General features: G+C 69.6%; 19 protein-coding genes. 7 read left to right on the plus strand and 12 right to left on the minus strand.

Features of this window, described 5'->3' with window-relative positions:
- Window positions 1–145: 145 nt before the first annotated feature.
- A complete protein-coding gene (locus IE263_RS49825; protein WP_308430801.1) occupies window positions 146–349 on the minus strand; it encodes a hypothetical protein in 204 nt (67 codons plus the stop codon).
- 10 nt (window positions 350–359) lie between these two features.
- Between IE263_RS49825 and IE263_RS49830 the strand changes: the two genes are divergently transcribed.
- The gene (locus IE263_RS49830; protein WP_308430802.1) at window positions 360–776 is read left to right on the plus strand and encodes an AbfB domain-containing protein; all 417 of its coding nucleotides are present in this window, start codon (window positions 360–362) and stop codon (window positions 774–776) included.
- Window positions 777–845: 69 nt separating this feature from the next.
- Here the strand turns inward: IE263_RS49830 and IE263_RS39265 are convergent, their stop codons facing one another.
- The 8 genes from IE263_RS39265 to IE263_RS39300 form a co-directional block, all read right to left on the minus strand.
- Entirely contained in the window at window positions 846–1,178 is a 333-nt protein-coding gene (locus IE263_RS39265; protein ID WP_073942328.1) for a metal-sulfur cluster assembly factor, read from the minus strand.
- Entirely contained in the window at window positions 1,175–1,639 is a 465-nt protein-coding gene (sufU, locus tag IE263_RS39270; RefSeq protein ID WP_189942883.1) for a Fe-S cluster assembly sulfur transfer protein SufU, read from the minus strand. Before sufU ends, IE263_RS39265 begins: the two co-directional genes overlap by 4 nt.
- A 16-nt stretch (window positions 1,640–1,655) precedes the next feature.
- Window positions 1,656–2,912 carry a cysteine desulfurase gene (locus IE263_RS39275; RefSeq protein WP_189942884.1) on the minus strand — a complete coding sequence of 419 codons (1,257 nt, stop codon included), beginning with the start codon at window positions 2,910–2,912 and terminating at the stop codon, window positions 1,656–1,658.
- The gene (sufC, locus tag IE263_RS39280; protein WP_189942885.1) at window positions 2,909–3,673 is read right to left on the minus strand and encodes a Fe-S cluster assembly ATPase SufC; all 765 of its coding nucleotides are present in this window, start codon (window positions 3,671–3,673) and stop codon (window positions 2,909–2,911) included. Before sufC ends, IE263_RS39275 begins: the two co-directional genes overlap by 4 nt.
- A gap of 7 nt (window positions 3,674–3,680) precedes the next feature.
- Complete coding sequence (locus IE263_RS39285) at window positions 3,681–4,001, minus strand: non-heme iron oxygenase ferredoxin subunit (protein WP_189942886.1); 321 nt, start codon at window positions 3,999–4,001, stop codon at window positions 3,681–3,683.
- On the minus strand, window positions 3,998–5,182 hold the full coding sequence (gene sufD, locus IE263_RS39290) for a Fe-S cluster assembly protein SufD (RefSeq protein WP_189942887.1): 1,185 nt from the start codon (window positions 5,180–5,182) through the stop codon (window positions 3,998–4,000). Before sufD ends, IE263_RS39285 begins: the two co-directional genes overlap by 4 nt.
- Before the next feature lie 88 nt (window positions 5,183–5,270).
- Complete coding sequence (gene sufB, locus IE263_RS39295) at window positions 5,271–6,692, minus strand: Fe-S cluster assembly protein SufB (protein WP_189942888.1); 1,422 nt, start codon at window positions 6,690–6,692, stop codon at window positions 5,271–5,273.
- Window positions 6,689–7,432, minus strand: a complete 744-nt coding sequence (locus IE263_RS39300) for a helix-turn-helix transcriptional regulator (RefSeq protein WP_189942889.1) — start codon at window positions 7,430–7,432, stop codon at window positions 6,689–6,691. The genes sufB and IE263_RS39300 overlap by 4 nt, the downstream gene beginning before the upstream one ends.
- Before the next feature lie 173 nt (window positions 7,433–7,605).
- On the opposite strand from IE263_RS39300, the gene IE263_RS39305 reads away from it, so the two are divergent.
- The 4 genes from IE263_RS39305 (at window position 7,606) to IE263_RS39320 (ending at window position 11,364) form a co-directional block, all read left to right on the plus strand.
- Window positions 7,606–8,421 (plus strand): AAC(3) family N-acetyltransferase, encoded by an 816-nt coding sequence (locus tag IE263_RS39305; RefSeq protein ID WP_189942890.1) that lies wholly within the window; start codon window positions 7,606–7,608, stop codon window positions 8,419–8,421.
- 81 nt (window positions 8,422–8,502) lie between these two features.
- Complete coding sequence (locus IE263_RS39310) at window positions 8,503–9,426, plus strand: ABC transporter ATP-binding protein (RefSeq protein ID WP_189942891.1); 924 nt, start codon at window positions 8,503–8,505, stop codon at window positions 9,424–9,426.
- Window positions 9,427–9,592: 166 nt separating this feature from the next.
- Window positions 9,593–10,309 carry an ABC transporter permease gene (locus IE263_RS39315; RefSeq protein ID WP_229911410.1) on the plus strand — a complete coding sequence of 239 codons (717 nt, stop codon included), beginning with the start codon at window positions 9,593–9,595 and terminating at the stop codon, window positions 10,307–10,309.
- Window positions 10,310–10,353: 44 nt separating this feature from the next.
- Entirely contained in the window at window positions 10,354–11,364 is a 1,011-nt protein-coding gene (locus IE263_RS39320) for a COX15/CtaA family protein (protein WP_189942893.1), read from the plus strand.
- 70 nt (window positions 11,365–11,434) lie between these two features.
- Here the strand turns inward: IE263_RS39320 and IE263_RS39325 are convergent, their stop codons facing one another.
- The 3 genes from IE263_RS39325 to IE263_RS39335 form a co-directional block, all read right to left on the minus strand.
- Complete coding sequence (locus tag IE263_RS39325) at window positions 11,435–12,541, minus strand: amidohydrolase family protein (protein ID WP_189942894.1); 1,107 nt, start codon at window positions 12,539–12,541, stop codon at window positions 11,435–11,437.
- A gap of 82 nt (window positions 12,542–12,623) precedes the next feature.
- Entirely contained in the window at window positions 12,624–12,956 is a 333-nt protein-coding gene (locus IE263_RS39330; RefSeq protein ID WP_189942895.1) for a hypothetical protein, read from the minus strand.
- 99 nt (window positions 12,957–13,055) lie between these two features.
- Window positions 13,056–14,009, minus strand: a complete 954-nt coding sequence (locus tag IE263_RS39335) for a heme o synthase (protein ID WP_189942978.1) — start codon at window positions 14,007–14,009, stop codon at window positions 13,056–13,058.
- Between the two features lie 400 nt (window positions 14,010–14,409).
- Here IE263_RS39335 and tkt point away from each other — a divergent pair, with 400 nt between their 5' ends.
- Window positions 14,410–16,497, plus strand: coding sequence for a transketolase (gene tkt, locus IE263_RS39340; RefSeq protein ID WP_189942896.1), 2,088 nt, complete (start codon window positions 14,410–14,412; stop codon window positions 16,495–16,497).
- A 33-nt stretch (window positions 16,498–16,530) separates the two neighbouring features.
- The gene (tal, locus tag IE263_RS39345; RefSeq protein WP_189942897.1) at window positions 16,531–17,649 is read left to right on the plus strand and encodes a transaldolase; all 1,119 of its coding nucleotides are present in this window, start codon (window positions 16,531–16,533) and stop codon (window positions 17,647–17,649) included.
- The last annotated feature ends 2 nt before the right edge of the window (window positions 17,650–17,651 follow it).

Here is a 17,651-nt window from a genome sequence, read left to right on the forward strand (position 1 = left end):
CCTCCCGGGCACCCGGAACGCGACGGCTGTGGCTGGCCGGCGCTCTCGCCGTGGCCACCATCGTGGCCTGCGTCACGACAATAGCCCTCAACGACCAGCCTGCTGACAAAACGTCAGCTGCTCGTGAGGGCCGGACGACGTCCGATCAGGAGACATCGTCGGGGCTGATCTCCTTCGCCTCTCCCTCCCCGAGCGGCTCGCCCACGGCGTCGTCGCCCGCGCGGAAGAGCGCGTCGCCGTCCGCCTCGGCCCCGTCCTCGTCGCCCCGGCCGAACGGCAGTTCGTCGCCGCGTACGTCCGCCGTGCCCTCCCCGGCGGCCTCGCCGACCAAGGGCGCGTCCGACCCCAAGCCCGCCGTCGTGCAGCGGTCCGTGCAGTCGGCCAACTATCCCGACCGTTACTGGCACCTGAGCAACGGTTATGTCCGGCTCGACGCCATCGGCTCCGGCCCCGAGCAACGGGAGGACTCCACCTTCACGTTGGTCAAGGGGCTCGCCAACTCCTCCTGCTACTCCTTCCTGACCTCGGACGGCACCTACCTGCGCCACCGCAGCTTCGTCCTGGTCAAGCAGCGCAACGACGGTTCGTCCCTGTTCCAGCAGGACGCCACTTTCTGCGCCCGCGCCTCCTACTCCGGCACGGTCATGCTGGAGTCGGTGAACTACCCGGGTTACTTCCTCCGTCACGAGCGCTTCCAGCTGAAGCTGGAGCGCTACGAGTACAGCGGCCAGTACCGCGCCGACTCGACCTTCCGGCTGGTGGAGGGGCTTGCCTGAGCCCCGGTGGGCAGATGAGAAAAGCGGCGGCACCCGGTGGGTGTCGCCGCTTTCTTCGGTCGGTGGACCTCAGACGTTGAAGCCGAGCGCCCGAAGCTGCTCACGGCCGTCGTCCGTGATCTTGTCCGGGCCCCACGGCGGCATCCAGACCCAGTTGATGCGCAACTCGCTGACCAGGCCGTCCGTGGCGGACTTGGCCTGGTCCTCGATGACGTCCGTCAGCGGGCAGGCCGCGGAGGTCAGGGTCATGTCGACGGTGGCCACATTGGAGTCGTCGATGTGGATGCCGTAGATCAGGCCGAGGTTGACGACGTCGATGCCCAGTTCGGGGTCGACGACGTCCATCAGGGCCTCGCGGAGTTCCTCCTCCGAGGCCGGCTTCATCTCCACCGTCTCGCTCATGCCGTCTTCCTTTCGGCGTCGGCGCCCAGCGCCTGGGCCGTCGCGTCCTTCCACGCCATCCAGCTGAGGAGGGCGCACTTGACCCGGGCCGGGTACTTGGAGACACCGGCGAACGCGACCGCGTCCTCCAGCACCTCCTCCATCGCGTCGTCCGGCTCGATCCGGCCCTTGGACTGCATCAGCTCCAGGAAGGTCTCCTGGATCCTCTGCGCCTCGGCCAGGTCCTTGCCGACGAGGAGTTCGTTCAGCACGGACGCGCTCGCCTGGCTGATGGAACAGCCCTGGCCCTCGTACGAGACGTCCTCGATCGTCGTGCCGTCGTACTTCACACGGAGGGTGATCTCATCGCCGCAGGTCGGGTTCACGTGGTGCACCTCGGCGTCGCCATCCCTCAGACCACGCCCGTGCGGGTTCTTGTAGTGGTCCAGGATGACTTCCTGGTACATCGAATCCAGCTTCATGCGATCGCTCGTCCCGTCAGCCGAAGAAGTTCCGTACGTGCTCCAGGCCGTCCACCAGAGCGTCGATCTCGGCCGGCGTGGAGTACAGATAGAACGACGCTCGTGTGGTCGCGGGAATTCCGTACCGGAGGCAGACGGGGCGGGCGCAGTGGTGGCCCACCCGGACCGCGATGCCCTGCTCGTCCAGCACCTGGCCCACGTCGTGCGGGTGGATGTCGCCCAGGGTGAAGGAGATCGCCGCGCCGCGGTCCTCGGCCGTGGTCGGGCCGATGATGCGCAGGTCCGGGACCTCGCCGAGCTTCTTCACCGCGTACTCGGTGAGCGCGTGCTCATGGGCGAGGATCTTGTCCATGCCGATCGAGTTCAGGTAGTCGATCGCCGCGCCGAGGCCGACCGCCTGCGCGATCGGGGGCGTACCCGCCTCGAACTTGTGGGGGGCCGGGGCGTACGTCGACGAGTGCATCGACACCGTCTCGATCATCTCGCCGCCGCCCAGGAACGGGGGCAGGTCCTCGAGCAGCTCCTGGCGGCCCCACAGCACGCCGATGCCCGTCGGACCGCACATCTTGTGGCCGGTGAAGGCCACGAAGTCGGCCTGCAGGGCCTGGACGTCGAGGGGCATGTGCGGCGCGGCCTGCGAGGCGTCGACGCAGACCAGGGCGCCGACCTCCTGCGCCCGGCGGACTATCGCCTCGACCGGGTTGATCGTGCCGAGGATGTTCGACACCAGCACGAAGGAGACGATCTTCGTCTTCTCCGTGATGATCTCGTCGATGTTCGACAGGTCGAGACGGCCGTCGTCCGTGAGGCCGAACCACTTCAGCTTCGCGCCCGTGCGCTGCGCCAGCAGCTGCCACGGCACGATGTTGGAGTGGTGCTCCATCTCCGTGATGACGATCTCGGTCTCGGAGTCCACGCGGTAGGGCTCGTCGGCCCAGCCCAGCATGTTCGCCACGAGGTTCAGCGACTCCGAGGCGTTCTTGGTGAAGATCACCTCGTCGCGGCTGGGCGCGTTGATGAACTCCGCGACCTTGTCGCGCGCGCCCTCGTACAGCGCCGTGGCCTCCTCGGCGAGCACATGCACGCCGCGGTGGACGTTGGCGTTGTGCTGCTCGTAGTACTCGGAGAGCACGTCGAGCACCTGGCGCGGCGTCTGCGAGGTCGCCGCGTTGTCCAGGTACACGAGCTTCCTGCCGTCGTGGATCACGCGATCCAGGATCGGGAAGTCCTTGCGGAGCGCCTCGGTGTCGAGGAGGCCCGGCAGCTGTGTCACGCGGATGCGCCACCCTTCGTGTAGGACTCGTAGCCCTCTTCCTCCAGCTTGTCGGCGAGCTCGGCGCCGCCGGACTCCACGATCCGGCCGGCCGAGAAGACGTGGACGTAGTCGGGCTTGATGTAGCGCAGGATGCGCGTGTAGTGCGTGATCAGCAGGGTGCCGACCTCGCCCGTCTCGCGGACGCGGTTCACACCCTCCGACACGACCCGCAACGCGTCGACGTCGAGACCGGAGTCGGTCTCGTCGAGGATCGCGACCTTCGGCTTGAGCAGCTCGAGCTGGAGGATCTCGTGGCGCTTCTTCTCACCGCCGGAGAAGCCCTCGTTGACGTTGCGCTCGGCGAAGGAGGGGTCCATGTTGAGGCGCTCCATGGCCTCCTTGACCTCCTTGACCCAGGTGCGCAGCTTGGGGGCCTCGCCGCGGATGGCGGTGGCGGAGGTGCGCAGGAAGTTGGAGACCGAGACGCCGGGGACCTCGACCGGGTACTGCATCGCCAGGAACAGGCCCGCGCGGGCGCGCTCGTCGACGGACATCTCCAGGACGTCCTCACCGTCGAGCAGCACGGTGCCGCCGGTGATCGTGTACTTCGGGTGACCCGCGAGCGAGTAGGCGAGGGTCGACTTGCCCGAGCCGTTGGGGCCCATGATGGCGTGCGTCTCGCCCTGCTTCACGGTGAGGTCGACGCCCTTGAGGATCTCCTTCGTGGCGTTGTCGGCCTCGACGGTGACGTGCAGGTCTCGGATTTCAAGCGTTGCCATGGGTGCCTCAGGACTCCTGGGTGAGGGAGACGAGCACGTCGTCCCCTTCGATCTTTACGGGATATACGGGGACGGGGCGCGTCGCCGGAAGGGCGTCGGGCTTGCCGGAACGGAGGTCGAAGCGCGAGCCGTGCAGCCAGCACTCGATGTGGCAGTCGTCCACCTCGCCCTCCGACAGGGAGACGTTCGCGTGCGAGCAGATGTCGTGGATCGCGAACACCTCGCCCTCGGTCTGCACGAGGGACACCGGCGTGCCGTCGAGTTCCACCCGCTTCGGGATGTCCTCCTCCAGCTCGCTCAGCCCACAGGCGCGTACGAACGAGGTCATGCGACCGCCGCCTCCAGCTCCTCTTCGATCTTGGCGATGAGGCGCTCCTCGATGTCCTGGACACCGATCTGCTGGACCAGCTCGGCGAAGAAGCCGCGGACCACCAGGCGGCGGGCCTCGTGCTCCGGGATGCCGCGGGCCATCAGGTAGAAGAGCTGCTCGTCGTCGAAGCGGCCGGTGGCGGAGGCGTGGCCCGCGCCGACGATCTCGCCCGTCTCGATCTCGAGGTTCGGCACGGAGTCCACGCGCGCGCCGTCCGTGAGGACCAGGTTGCGGTTCATCTCGTAGGTGTCCGTACCCTCGGCCTTGGCCTCGATCAGCACGTCGCCGATCCACACGGCGTGCGCGTCGTCGCCCTGGAGCGCGCCCTTGTAGACGACGTTCGACTTGCAGTGCGGGGTGTTGTGGGTGACCAGGAGGCGGTGCTCCTGGTGCTGGCCGGCGTCGGTGAAGTACAGGCCGAAGAGCTCGGCCTCGCCGCCGGTGCCGGCGTACTCGACGCGCGGGTGGAGGCGGACGACGTCACCGCCGAAGGTGACGACCACGGACTTGAAGCTCGCGTCCCGGCCGACGAGGGCGTTGTGCTGGGCCACGTGCACGGCCTTGTCGTCCCAGTCCTGGACCGAGACGACGGTCAGCTTGGCGCCGTCGCCCAGAATGTAGTCGACGTTGGCGGCGAGCACGGCGTCACCGGTGTGGTCGATGACGACGACGGCCTCGGCGAAGGCGCCCAGCTCGATCACCTGGTGGCCGAAGGCGGTCCCGCCCTCGCCGTGCACGGCGATGCGGATCGGCTCGGTGAGCACCGTCTCCTTGGGGACGGTGACCACGCCGGCCTTCTCGAACGCCGAGTAGGCCTGGGCGGCGACGCGGTCCACGGGGGTGCCCGCCCTGCCGAGCCGGGCGTCGTCGCGGCCGACGGTCTCGACGACGACGCCCGCGGGGGCGTCCACCTCGACCTTCACGCCCTCGCCGGTGGCGACGGCGGTGCCGTCGTGCAGACCGCGCAGGCGCTCCAGCGGGGTGAACCGCCACTCCTCCTCGCGGCCGTGCGGGACCGGGAAGTCCGCCACGTCGAAGGACGGGGGCGCGCTCATGCGCGAGACGACGGTCGACTCCGCGGCGACCGCGATCGAGCCCGCGGTGGTGGATCCCACGGGGATGTTCTGGGCCTCAGCCATGGCTGTCGTTGTGCTCTCTTTCCTACGTCAGTGGAGATCTCGGCCCGCCGGGAAGGGGCGGGCCGCTGCTGCCGGACGGCGGGCGGCGTCAGCCGACCGCGCCCTCCATCTGCAGCTCGATCAGCCGGTTGAGCTCCAGCGCGTACTCCATCGGCAGCTCCTTCGCGATGGGCTCGACGAAGCCGCGCACGATCATCGCCATCGCCTCGAACTCGCTCAGACCGCGGCTCATCAGGTAGAAGAGCTGGTCCTCGGAGACCTTGGAGACGGTCGCCTCGTGGCCCATGGACACGTCGTCCTCGCGGACGTCGACGTACGGGTACGTGTCCGAGCGGGAGATGGTGTCGACGAGCAGCGCGTCGCACAGCACGTTCGACTTGGATCCGGCCGCGCCCTCGCCGATCTCGACCAGACCGCGGTACGAGGTACGGCCGCCACCGCGCGCCACCGACTTGGAGACGATGTTGGAGGAGGTGTTCGGCGCCATGTGGACCATCTTGGAGCCGGCGTCCTGGTGCTGGCCCTCGCCCGCGAAGGCGATGGAGAGGGTCTCGCCCTTGGCGTGCTCGCCCATGAGGTAGACGGCCGGGTACTTCATCGTCACCTTGGAGCCGATGTTGCCGTCGATCCACTCCATGGTCGCGCCCTCGTAGGCGACGGCGCGCTTGGTGACCAGGTTGTAGACGTTGTTCGACCAGTTCTGGATGGTCGTGTAGCGGCAGCGGGCGTTCTTCTTGACGATGATCTCGACCACGGCGCTGTGCAGCGAGTCCGACTTGTAGATCGGAGCGGTGCAGCCCTCGACGTAGTGCACGTAGGCACCCTCGTCGACGATGATCAGGGTCCGCTCGAACTGGCCCATGTTCTCCGTGTTGATACGGAAGTAGGCCTGGAGCGGGATCTCGACGTGGACGCCCGGCGGGACGTAGATGAAGGAGCCGCCGGACCACACGGCGGTGTTCAGCGCGGCGAACTTGTTGTCACCGGCGGGGATGACGGTCCCGAAGTACTCCTTGAAGAGCTCCGGGTGCTCCTTCAGCGCGGTGTCCGTGTCGAGGAAGATGACGCCCTGCTCCTCCAGGTCCTCGCGGATCTGGTGGTAGACGACCTCCGACTCGTACTGGGCCGCGACACCGGCGACGAGGCGCTGCTTCTCCGCCTCGGGGATGCCGAGCTTGTCGTACGTGTTCTTGATGTCCTCGGGCAGGTCCTCCCAGGACTCCGCCTGCTTCTCCGTGGAGCGCACGAAGTACTTGATGTTGTCGAAGTCGATGCCCGACAGGTCCGAGCCCCAGTTCGGCATGGGCTTCTTCTCGAAGAGCCGCAGGCCCTTGAGGCGGAGCTTGGTCATCCACTCCGGCTCGGACTTCTTCGCGGAGATGTCCTTGACGACGTCCTCGTTCAGACCGCGCTTCGCCGCTGCACCGGCTTCGTCGGAGTCGGCCCAGCCGTATTCGTACTTGCCCAGACCCTCGAGTTCGGGGTGGGCAGTCTCCGTGGGGAGAGTCATGCGGGGTTCCTCCCGGCCGTGCTGGCAGATGCGTTGTGGGTGGTCTGGGAAATCTTGGGGATGAACGTCGTGCAGACGCCGTCGCCGTGCGCGATGGTCGCCAGTCGCTGGACGTGGGTTCCGAGCAGCTGGGAGAAGATCTCGGTCTCCGCCTCGCAGAGCTGCGGGAACTTTTCCGCGACGTGGACGACCGGGCAGTGGTGCTGGCACAGCTGCTCGCCGACCGGTGCGCTGCGCGCCGTAGCAGCGTACCCGTCCGCACTCAGGGCCTTGGCCAGTGCTTCGGTGCGCTCCTCGGGGGCGGCGGCCTCGATCGCCTCGCGGTACGCGGCGGCCTGTTCGGCGATCCTCGCGCGCGCGAAGGCGACGACGGCCTCGTCCCCGCCGAACCGCTCCTGGATCCAGCGGAGCGCGTCGGCGGCCAGCTGGTCGTACGACTGGTCGAAGGCGTCGCGGCCGCAGTCGGTGAGGGCGAAGACCTTGGCGGGGCGCCCGCGCGTCCGCGCTCCGTACACCCGCTGCTCGCGTGCCTCCACGACGTCGTCGGCGACCAGTGCGTCGAGGTGCCGGCGTACGGCGGCCTGGGTGAGCCCCAGCCGTCCGGCCAGCTCGGCGACGGTCGACGGCCCGTGGTCCAGGATGGACCGCGCGACCCGGTTGCGCGTCGAACGCTCACCGGTCGCTAGCTCCTCCTGAGGGGCCCCCGTGGGGGTCTCCCGAGCCTCGCCGACGTTTTTCACAACGCCATTGTTGCGTAATTCCTCAGAGGCAGGCAAGCCGCGTCCGGACGACCGGACGGTGCCCTACGTCACTTAGGCATACCTAATCTGACCTGCGGAAACGATCTTTGATCGATCACAGCAGCGCATAAATCACTGGCACCGCGGATCCCCGGCGAGGACACTCGCGAACCATGCCCACACCCCCTCCGACCGGCCCACTTGTCACCCGGGACACCCTTGCCGCAGAGCTGCGCCGACTGGGTGTCGAAACGGGAGAAACCCTCCTCGTCCACTCGTCGCTCAGTTCCCTCGGCTGGGTCTGCGGAGGCGCCGTCGCGGTCGTCCAGGGACTGCGGGACGCGCTCGGCCCGGGCGGCACGCTCGTGGTCCCCACCCAGTCCGGCGACCTGTCCGACCCGGCGGTGTGGGGCAATCCGCCCGTACCGCGGGAGTGGTGGGAGCGGATCAGGGCCACCATGCCGCCGTACGACCCGCTGATCACTCCCACCCGTGGGGTCGGCGTGATCCCCGAGACCGTCCGCACCTGGCCCGGCGCGCTGCGCAGCGCGCATCCGCAGACCTCGTTCGCGGCGCTCGGTCCCCGGGCTGCGGAGATCGTCGAGGGGCACGCCCCGGACTGCCGGCTCGGCGAGCGCAGTCCCCTGGCCCGGCTGGAGAAGCTGGACGCGCGCGTCCTGCTGCTGGGGGCCGGTTACGACAGCTGCACGAGCTTCCATCTCGCCGAGTACCGGATCGAGTCCCCCCTCGTGGCCGTGGGCCGTCCCGCTCCCGGTGGAGGCTGGGAGGTCGTCACCGAGGTGTCGATCGATTCGGATCGGTTCGACGAGCTGGGCCATGACTTCGAACGGGACCGGCCCGTCGTACGGGGAACGGTGGGCGCGGCCGACGCGCGCCTGTTCCGTGTGGCGGACGCGGTGGCCTACGCCGAACGGTGGCTGCCACTGCACCGGCCCCGCGGGGAGGAGATCCCGCTGCCGCCGGCCTGAAAGCCCGCCCTGCGGGGCCCGGGCGGTCGATCCTCCACCCGCCGGTCTGCGCCCTCTTCCGCGAACCTAGACTCTGGAGCCATGCGAACTGAGCCTGTCGTCCGGGTCCAGGCCCTGGTGAAGCGGTACGGGACGAAGACCGCGGTGGACGGCCTCGACCTGGTGGCCCGGGCGGGCGTCACCGCCGTCCTCGGCCCCAACGGCGCCGGCAAGACGACGACCATCGAGACCTGCGAGGGGTACCGCAAGCCGGACTCCGGCACCGTGCGCGTCCTCGGCCTCGACCCGGTGAGACAGGCCTTCGACCTGCGGCCCCGGATCGGCGTGATGCTGCAGTCCGGGGGCGTGTACTCGGGCGCGCGGGCCGACGAGATGCTGCGGCACGTCGCCAGGCTGCACGCCCATCCGCTGGACGTGGACGCGCTCATCGAGCGGCTCGGGCTCGGCAGCTGTGGCCGGACCACGTACCGGCGGCTGTCCGGCGGGCAGCAGCAGCGGCTCGCGCTGGCGATGGCCGTCGTCGGGCGCCCGGAGCTGGTGTTCCTGGACGAGCCGACGGCCGGTCTCGACCCGCAGGCCCGCCGCGCCACCTGGGACCTGGTCCGCGACCTGCGCGCCGACGGCGTCTCCGTCATCCTGACCACCCACTACATGGACGAGGCCGAGCAGCTCGCCGACGACGTGGCGATCATCGACTCCGGCCGTGTCATCGCCCAGGGCTCCCCCGAGGAGCTGTGCCGCGGCGGCGCCGAGAACACGCTCCGCTTCACCGGCCGCCCCGGCCTGGACATCGGCTCCCTGCTCAAGGCCCTGCCCGCGGACTCCTTGGCCGCCGAGCTGACGCCGGGCTCGTACCGGGTGAACGGCAAGGTCGACCCGCAACTGCTGGCGACGGTGACGTCGTGGTGCGCGCAGCACGGAGTGATGCCGGACCGCATCGCGGTGGAACGGCACACCCTGGAGGACGTGTTCCTGGAGCTCACAGGGAAGGAGCTGCGCTCATGACGCCGCCACGCACAGAGCACTGCTGGGGGTCCGGCCCGCGGCGCAGCCGCAGTCAGGTTCAGCGTCCCCCGGGAAGACCCAGCCTGGAGCCGACCGGCAAGGAGCTGCGCTCGTGACCGCCACTGGTACCTACACCCCCAAGCCGGGTGCGGCACCCCTCCCCCGCATGATCGCGGCCCAGGCGGCGCTGGAGACGAAGATGCTCCTGCGCAACGGCGAGCAGTTGCTGCTCACCGTCGTGATCCCGGCCCTGCTGCTGGCGCTGTTCAGCTCGGTCGACATCGTCGACACCGGCGAGGGCGAGGCGGTGGACTTCCTCGCCCCCGGCATCCTCGCGCTCGCCGTGATGTCGACCGCGTTCACCGGCCAGGCGATCGCGACCGGCTTCGAACGCCGGTACGGCGTCCTGAAGCGTCTGGCGTCCTCCCCGCTGCCCCGCTGGGGCCTGATGGCCGCGAAGACGCTGTCCGTGCTGGTCATCGAGGTCCTCCAGGTCGTCCTGCTGACCGTGATCGCCTTCGCGCTGGGCTGGTCCCCGCACGGCAACCCTCTCGCCGTCCTGCTCCTGCTGGTCGTCGGCACGGCCGCCTTCTCGGGCCTCGGCCTGCTGATGGCGGGCACCCTGAAGGCCGAGGCGACGCTGGCCGCCGCCAACCTGGTCTTCCTGCTGCTCCTGGTCGGGGGCGGGGTCGTCGTGCCGCTGGACAAGTTCCCCTCGGCCGCCCAGGACGTCCTGGGTCTGCTGCCGATCTCGGCGCTCTCCGACGGCCTGCGGGACGTGCTCCAGCACGGGGCGGGGATGCCGTGGGGCGACCTGGGGATCCTGTCGGTGTGGGCGGTCGTCGGCCTGGCGGCGGCCGGGAGGTTCTTCCGCTGGGAGTGAGGCACCGGGCCCCTCGTGAAAGCGTGCACAAGCGGCCCCTTACGATGGAACGCGTGCCAAACGTGACCCGCGCCGACGCCGTAGCGGCCGTCCGCAACCCCCTCGCCTTCATCGCCGAACGCTGGACCCCCACCCCCCGGACGGTCCGGCGAGCGGCCCTCGCCGCGCTCGTGATGTCGGTGCTCATCGTGGTCACCGGCGGTGCGGTGCGGCTCACCGGTTCCGGGCTCGGCTGCCCGACCTGGCCCAAGTGCACCGACGACTCGCTCACCGCCACCAGCGAGATGGGCTTCCACGGCGCCATCGAGTTCGGCAACCGCCTGCTGACGTACGTGCTGTGCGCGGCGGTCGGCTGGGCGATCATCGCCGCCCGCTCCGAGAAGCCGTACCGGCGCGGCCTCACCCGGCTGGGCTGGGCGCAGTTCTGGATTGTGATGAGCAACGCGGTGCTCGGCGGGATCGTGGTCCTCGTCGGCCTCAACCCGTACACGGTCGCCGCGCACTTCGTGGCGACGTCGGCGCTGATCGCGGTCGCCACGGTGATGTGGCAGCGCACCCGGGAGGGTGACGCGACGCCCCGCCCGCTGGTCGGCAAGTCGGTGCAGCAGCTGGTGTGGTTCCTGATCGCGGCCACCGTGCTGCTCATCCTGGTCGGCACGGTCGTCACCGGCGCGGGCCCGCACGCGGGCGACTCCAGCGAGGTCGAGCGAATGCCGCTGGACTGGGAGACGGTCAGCAAGGTGCACGCCGTACTGGCCTGGATCGTGGTGTCGCTGACGTTCGCCCTGTGGTTCGTCCTCAAGGCGGTCGACGCCCCCAGGAGCCCGCTGCACCGCACCCGCGAGCTGTTCGTGGTCCTGCTCGCCCAGGGTGTCCTCGGCTACGTCCAGTACTTCACGGATCTCCCCGAAGTCCTGGTCGGCCTGCACATGCTGGGCTCGGCCCTGGTGTGGATCGCGGTCCTGCGGGTGCTGCTGGCGCTGCGCGAACGCCCCGAGGCGCCGGCCGACCTGCCGGGCCCGGCGGCGGAGGCGACGCTGGCCTCCCGCGCCTAGAAACGCGTCCGGAACGCGTCCGTCGTACGCGTAGGTCATCACCGTCGTACGCGGAGGTACGGACGGTCTCTCACCCCAACCCGTAGACCCTCCGCGCGTTCCCCGCCGCCACCAGTCCCGCGACCCGCTGGGCGTCCGTGAGGGACCACGCTCCCTCCCTGACCCAGGTGCCCAGGACCCGGCCCAGGGCCTCGCGGAACAGGCGGGCGCCCACCACATGGAGTTCGGGGAGGCCGTGGGCGCCGCTGGAGAAGAGGATCTTGCCGAAGGGGGCCAGTTCCAGGATCTCGGCGAGGATCGTCGCCGCGCGGGCGCCGGTGCGGACGAGGGCGGCGCCGGAGTCGGCGTAGACGTGCGGGAAGACGCCGGCGAGGTGGGCGGCGTGGCGGTGGTAGGGGTAGCCGTGCAGCAGGATCAGGTCGGTGCCGAGGCCGGCCGTCGCGCGGACGAAGTCCGTCAGGAGGACGGGGTCGGTGCGGTCGACGCGCAGGCCGGGCTCGCCGAGCCCCGCGTGCAGTTGCAGGGGCAGTCCCGAGGCGACCGCGATCCACAGCAGATGTCGTAGCAGCACGGGGTCGCTGAGCTCCCCGCCGACCCGGCGGGCGGCCAGCCAGCGGCCCGCCGCGCCCCGCACCTCGCCCGGCCCGGGCGGCTCGGGCGCGAGCGCGAGGCCGTGCCGGACACCGGCCACGGAGGTGAAGGCGACGGCGTGCGCGGCGGCGCCGTGCACCGCCTCGGCGAGGTTGGCGAGGAAGGACTCCACGGTGCCGGAGGTGTCGGCGACCTGTTCGGCGAGGAGCTCCAGGCGCACGATCTCGCGCGCCTCGGCGCCGCCCGCGGAGGCGATCTCGTCGGGGCCGGTGAGATCTCCGGGCAGGCCGGTGTCGACGAGGTAGGTCGTGATGCCACTGCCGCGCAGCAGCCGGCGGCCCGTCTCCAGTACGCCGAGTTCACGACGCCGGGCGAGATAGCGGGCGGGTGGGCAGTGCGGCTCGAGGCCGAGAAGCGGGGGGCACCAGCGGCGTACCGCGAAGCCCGTCTGGGTGTCGAAGAGGGTGGTGCCGGCCGCGGGCGGGCCCTCGGTACGGGCCAGCTGGGCCTCGAAGGTACCGAGACCCAGCTCCGTTCTCAGGACGCCGTGGCAGTACTGGTCCACCAGGGACGGCGTTTCGATCATCCGGGACTCCCCCGACGGCTGGACCGTGTGCTCTGCGTACTCCTCACACGGCCTAACGGGTGAACCCGGTGTCAGGTGTTGCTCAGGTGTTGGACGGACCGCCGACCTGGATCCCCGCCATCCGCGTCCACTCGTACGGCCCGGTCTTCACCTTGGCCGCGAACTCTCCGTCGAACGCCTCGTGGACGGTGATCCCGGCCTTCTCCACGGCCTTCTGAGCGATCTCGACCGAGGGCGCCACGAGGTCGCCCCAGCCGCCGTCCTCGCCGACGAGCACGATGCGGGCGCCGCGCTCCCCGATGTACGCGACCTGGCCCTCGGCGCCGCCGTGCGCCTTGGCGAAGGTGCTGATCTGCTGGGCGAGCCGGGCCACCTTGCGCCCGTCCTTCGCGTCAACCTGCTTGGTGTCTGCCATGGTCAGGATGCTACCGACGGGTAGATCAAACGGCGACGGCCGGGGTGCGTGGCCTTGACCACGCACCCCGGCCGTCCGGCGTCACAGGATCTACAGGATCTAGCGGAGGAAGGGGTCCACCGCCACCGCCACGAACAGCAGCGAGACGTAGGTGATGGACCAGTGGAACAGCCGCATCTCCTTCAGCTTCACGCCCGTCGCCTCCGCCTTCGCGCGGTTCTGCAGGGCGTGCGCCTCCCACAGCCACCAGCCGCCGGCGGCCAGCGCGACCGCGGTGTAGAACCAGCCGGTGTAGCCGAGCGGGGTCAGCAGCAGCGAGACGGCGACCATCACCCAGCTGTAGATGACGATCTGCTTGGCGACGACCTTGTTGGAGGCGATGACCGGCAGCATCGGCACGCCCACGCGCGCGTAGTCCTCCCTCACCTTCATCGACAGCGGCCAGTAGTGCGGCGGCGTCCAGAAGAACATGACGAGGAAGAGGACGACCGGCGCCCACGACAGGGAGTTCGTGACCGAGGACCAGCCGATGAGCACCGGCATGCAGCCGGCGATGCCGCCCCACACGATGTTCTGCGAGGTACGGCGCTTGAGGATCATCGTGTAGACGACGACGTAGAAAAGGAGTGCGCCGAGGGCGAGCCAGGCCGACAGCCAGTTGACGGTCAGGCCGAACAGGAGGGTGGAGACCACCGCGAGGGTGATGCCGAAGGCAAGGCACTCGCGCGGGCTGACCATGCCGGTGACCAGCGGGCGCTGCGAGGTGCGGTCCATGAGCGCGTCGATGTCGCGGTCGATGTACATGTTCAGCGCGTTGGCGCCGCCCGCGGAGAGGTAGCCGCCGATGCACGTGAGCAGCACCAGACCGAGGTCGGGCACACCCTGCTGCGCCAGAAACATCACCGGAACGGTGGTGATCAGCAGCAGCTCGATGATCCGCGGCTTGGTCAGCGCCACGAACGCCATGACGCGGGCCCCTACCGGCCGCCGACTCGGGCTCTGGCTCGTCCCGATTACCCCCGCTGGACGGGATTCAACGGCCGTCACGCACACCCCTGACAGAGACATCCCAGCAAGCCTCCCCTGTGAAGTCCCGGTAAAGGCTCGCGCGTACCACGCCACTGTAGACGTTGCCCATACCTCGTCCTTCGCGGGGGTGGGGTCGTGTTGGCAGGGGCCGCCCGGGGGTGCGTGAGGGGCCCGCTCATCGGTCGTACTGAGGCTCGATTGAGCAGTCAGATGAGCGGCTCCGTATTCATGTGCCGAATGCGATTCGAGCCAGTCGGGAGGCGGACGCCGAGGAGTCCCGGCAGTCTGGAATGACTCGAAAAAACGCACGTCCCTCCGGGGGTAGGCTCGACAGCGGCCGGTGGGCACCCAGTGCACCGGCAGCCGGTGGGCGCGCGCCCAGAACAGCCGGTATTCGACATGTGGAGAGGAGCCCTGACTCAGGGTGAGCACCAAGCCGACCACCACAGACCTCGAGTGGACCGAGTTGGACCAGCGGGCCGTGGACACCGCCCGCGTCCTGGCCGCCGACGCCGTACAGAAGGTCGGCAACGGCCATCCCGGTACGGCGATGAGCCTGGCGCCTGCCGCCTACACCCTCTTCCAGAAGGTGATGCGGCACGACCCCGCGGACGCCGACTGGGTCGGCCGCGACCGCTTCGTGCTGTCCGCCGGCCACTCGTCCCTGACCCTCTACACCCAGCTGTACCTGGCCGGCTTCGGCCTGGAGCTGGATGACCTGAAGGCCTTCCGTACGTGGGGCTCGAAGACCCCCGGTCACCCCGAGTACGGCCACACCGTGGGCGTCGAGACGACGACCGGCCCGCTGGGGCAGGGTGTCGCCAACGCCGTCGGCATGGCGATGGCCGCCCGCTACGAGCGCGGTCTGTTCGACCCGGACGCCCCGCAGGGCGAGTCCCCCTTCGACCACTTCGTGTACGTCATCGCCGGTGACGGCTGCCTGCAGGAGGGCATCTCCGCCGAGGCGTCCTCGCTGGCCGGCCACCAGCAGCTCGGCAACCTGGTCCTGCTGTGGGACGACAACCACATCTCGATCGAGGGCGACACCGAGACGGCCGTCTCCGAGGACACCGTCAAGCGGTACGAGGCGTACGGCTGGCACGTGCAGCGCGTCGCCCCGAAGCCGGACGGCGACCTCGACCCGCACGCCCTCTACAACGCGATCGAGGAAGCGAAGAAGGTGACGGACAAGCCGTCCTTCATCGCGATGCGCTCGATCATCGCCTGGCCCGCGCCGAACGCGCAGAACACCGAGGCCGCGCACGGCTCGGCGCTCGGTGACGAGGAGGTCGCGGCCACCAAGCGTGTCCTGGGCTTCGACCCGGAGCAGACCTTCGAGGTCTCCGACGAGGTCATCGGCCACACCCGGCAGGCCCTGGAGCGCGGTGCCCAGGCGAAGGCGGAGTGGGAGAAGTCCTTCCAGCTCTGGCGCGACAACAACCCCGAGCGCGCCGCCGAGTTCGACCGTGTCGCCGCGGGCGAGCTGCCCGCCGGCTGGGAGGACAAGCTCCCGGTCTTCGAGCCCGGCAAGGGCGTCGCCACGCGTGCCGCGTCCGGCAAGGTGCTCCAGGCGCTCGGCGCGGTCATCCCCGAACTGTGGGGCGGCTCCGCCGACCTGGCCGGGTCGAACAACACGACGATCGACAAGACGTCGTCGTTCCTCCCCGCCGGCAACCCGCTGCCGGAGGCCGACCCCTACGGCCGCACCATCCACTTCGGCATCCGCGAGCACTCCATGGCCGCGGAGATGAACGGCATCGCGCTGCACGGCAACACGCGTGTCTACGGCGGCACGTTCCTCGTCTTCTCCGACTACATGCGCAACGCGGTGCGGCTGTCGGCCCTGATGCACCTGCCGGTGACGTACGTGTGGACGCACGACTCCATCGGCCTCGGCGAGGACGGCCCCACCCACCAGCCCATCGAGCACCTCGCCTCGCTGCGCGCGATCCCGGGTCTGAACGTGGTGCGTCCGGCGGACGCCAACGAGACCGCGATCGCCTGGCGCGAGATCCTCAGGCGCTGGACGAAGGAGTTCGGCAAGGGCGCCCCGCACGGCCTCGCGCTGACCCGCCAGGGCGTGCCGACGTACGAGCCCAACGAGGAGGCGGCGAAGGGCGGTTACGTCCTGTTCGAGGCCGAGGGTGGCGACGCTCAGGTCATCCTCATCGCCACCGGTTCCGAGGTGCACGTGGCCGTCGAGGCGCGTGAGCGGCTCCAGGCCGACGGGGTGCCGACGCGGGTCGTGTCGATGCCGTCCGTGGAATGGTTCGAGGAGCAGGACCAGGGGTACCGGGACAGCGTCCTGCCGCCCTCCGTGAAGGCCCGGGTCGCGGTCGAGGCGGGCATCGGCCTCACCTGGCACAAGTACGTCGGGGACGCCGGCCGCATCGTTTCCCTGGAGCACTTCGGTGCTTCGGCCGACGGCAAGGTCCTTTTCCGCGAGTACGGCTTCACTGCCGAGAACGTGGCCGCCCAGGCCCGGGAATCCATCACCGCCGCCCAGCGCTGACGCTCATATACGACACGTAGGAGATGTAATTCCATGACAGACGCACTCAAGCGCCTCTCCGAGGAAGGCGTCGCGATCTGGCTGGACGACCTGTCGCGCAAGCGGATCACGTCCGGCAACCTCGCCGAGCTGATCGACCAGCAGCACGTCGTGGGCGTCACCACCAACCCGTCGATCTTCCAGAAGGCGATCTCCCAGGGCGACGGCTACGACCAGCAGCTCTCCGACCTCGCCGCCCGCAAGGTCACCGTCGAAGAGGCCATCCGCATGATCACGACGGCGGACGTCCGCGACGCCGCCGACATCCTGCGCCCCGTCTTCGACGCCACCGGCGGCCAGGACGGCCGGGTGTCGATCGAGGTCGACCCGCGGCTGGCCCACCACACCAAGGCGACGGTCGCCGAGGCCAAGCAGCTGGCCTGGCTGGTCGACCGGCCCAACACGCTGATCAAGATCCCGGCCACCAAGGCGGGCCTGCCGGCCATCACCGAGGTCATCGGCAACGGCATCAGCGTCAACGTCACCCTGATCTTCTCGCTGGAGCGCTACCGCGAGGTCATGGACGCCTACCTGGCGGGCCTGGAGAAGGCGCAGGCCAAGGGCCTGGACCTCTCCCTGATCCACTCGGTGGCGTCCTTCTTCGTGTCCCGCGTGGACACCGAGATCGACAAGCGGATCGACGCGCTCGGCACCGACGAGGCCAAGGCCGCCCGTGGCAAGGCAGGCGTGGCCAACGCGCGCCTGGCCTACCAGGCGTACGAGGAGGTCTTCTCCTCCGACCGCTGGAGCGCGCTGGAGAAGGCGGGCGCCAACAAGCAGCGTCCGCTGTGGGCCTCCACCGGTGTGAAGGACCCGGCGTACAAGGACACCCTGTACGTGGACGAGCTGGTCGCGCCGAACACGGTGAACACCATGCCGGAGGCGACCCTGTTCGCCACCGAGGACCACGGTGAGATCCGGGGCAACGCCGTCGCCGGGACGTACGAGCAGGCCCGCGCCGATCTCGACGCGGTCGAGAAGCTCGGCATCTCGTACGACGACGTGGTCCAGCTCCTCGAGGACGAGGGCGTCGAGAAGTTCGAGGCGTCCTGGAACGACCTGCTCAAGTCGACCGAGGCGGAACTTCAGCGCCTCGCCCCTTCGGAGGGCTGAGA

This window comes from Streptomyces aurantiogriseus (genome assembly GCF_014649375.1).
Taxonomy (GTDB): domain Bacteria; phylum Actinomycetota; class Actinomycetes; order Streptomycetales; family Streptomycetaceae; genus Streptomyces; species Streptomyces aurantiogriseus.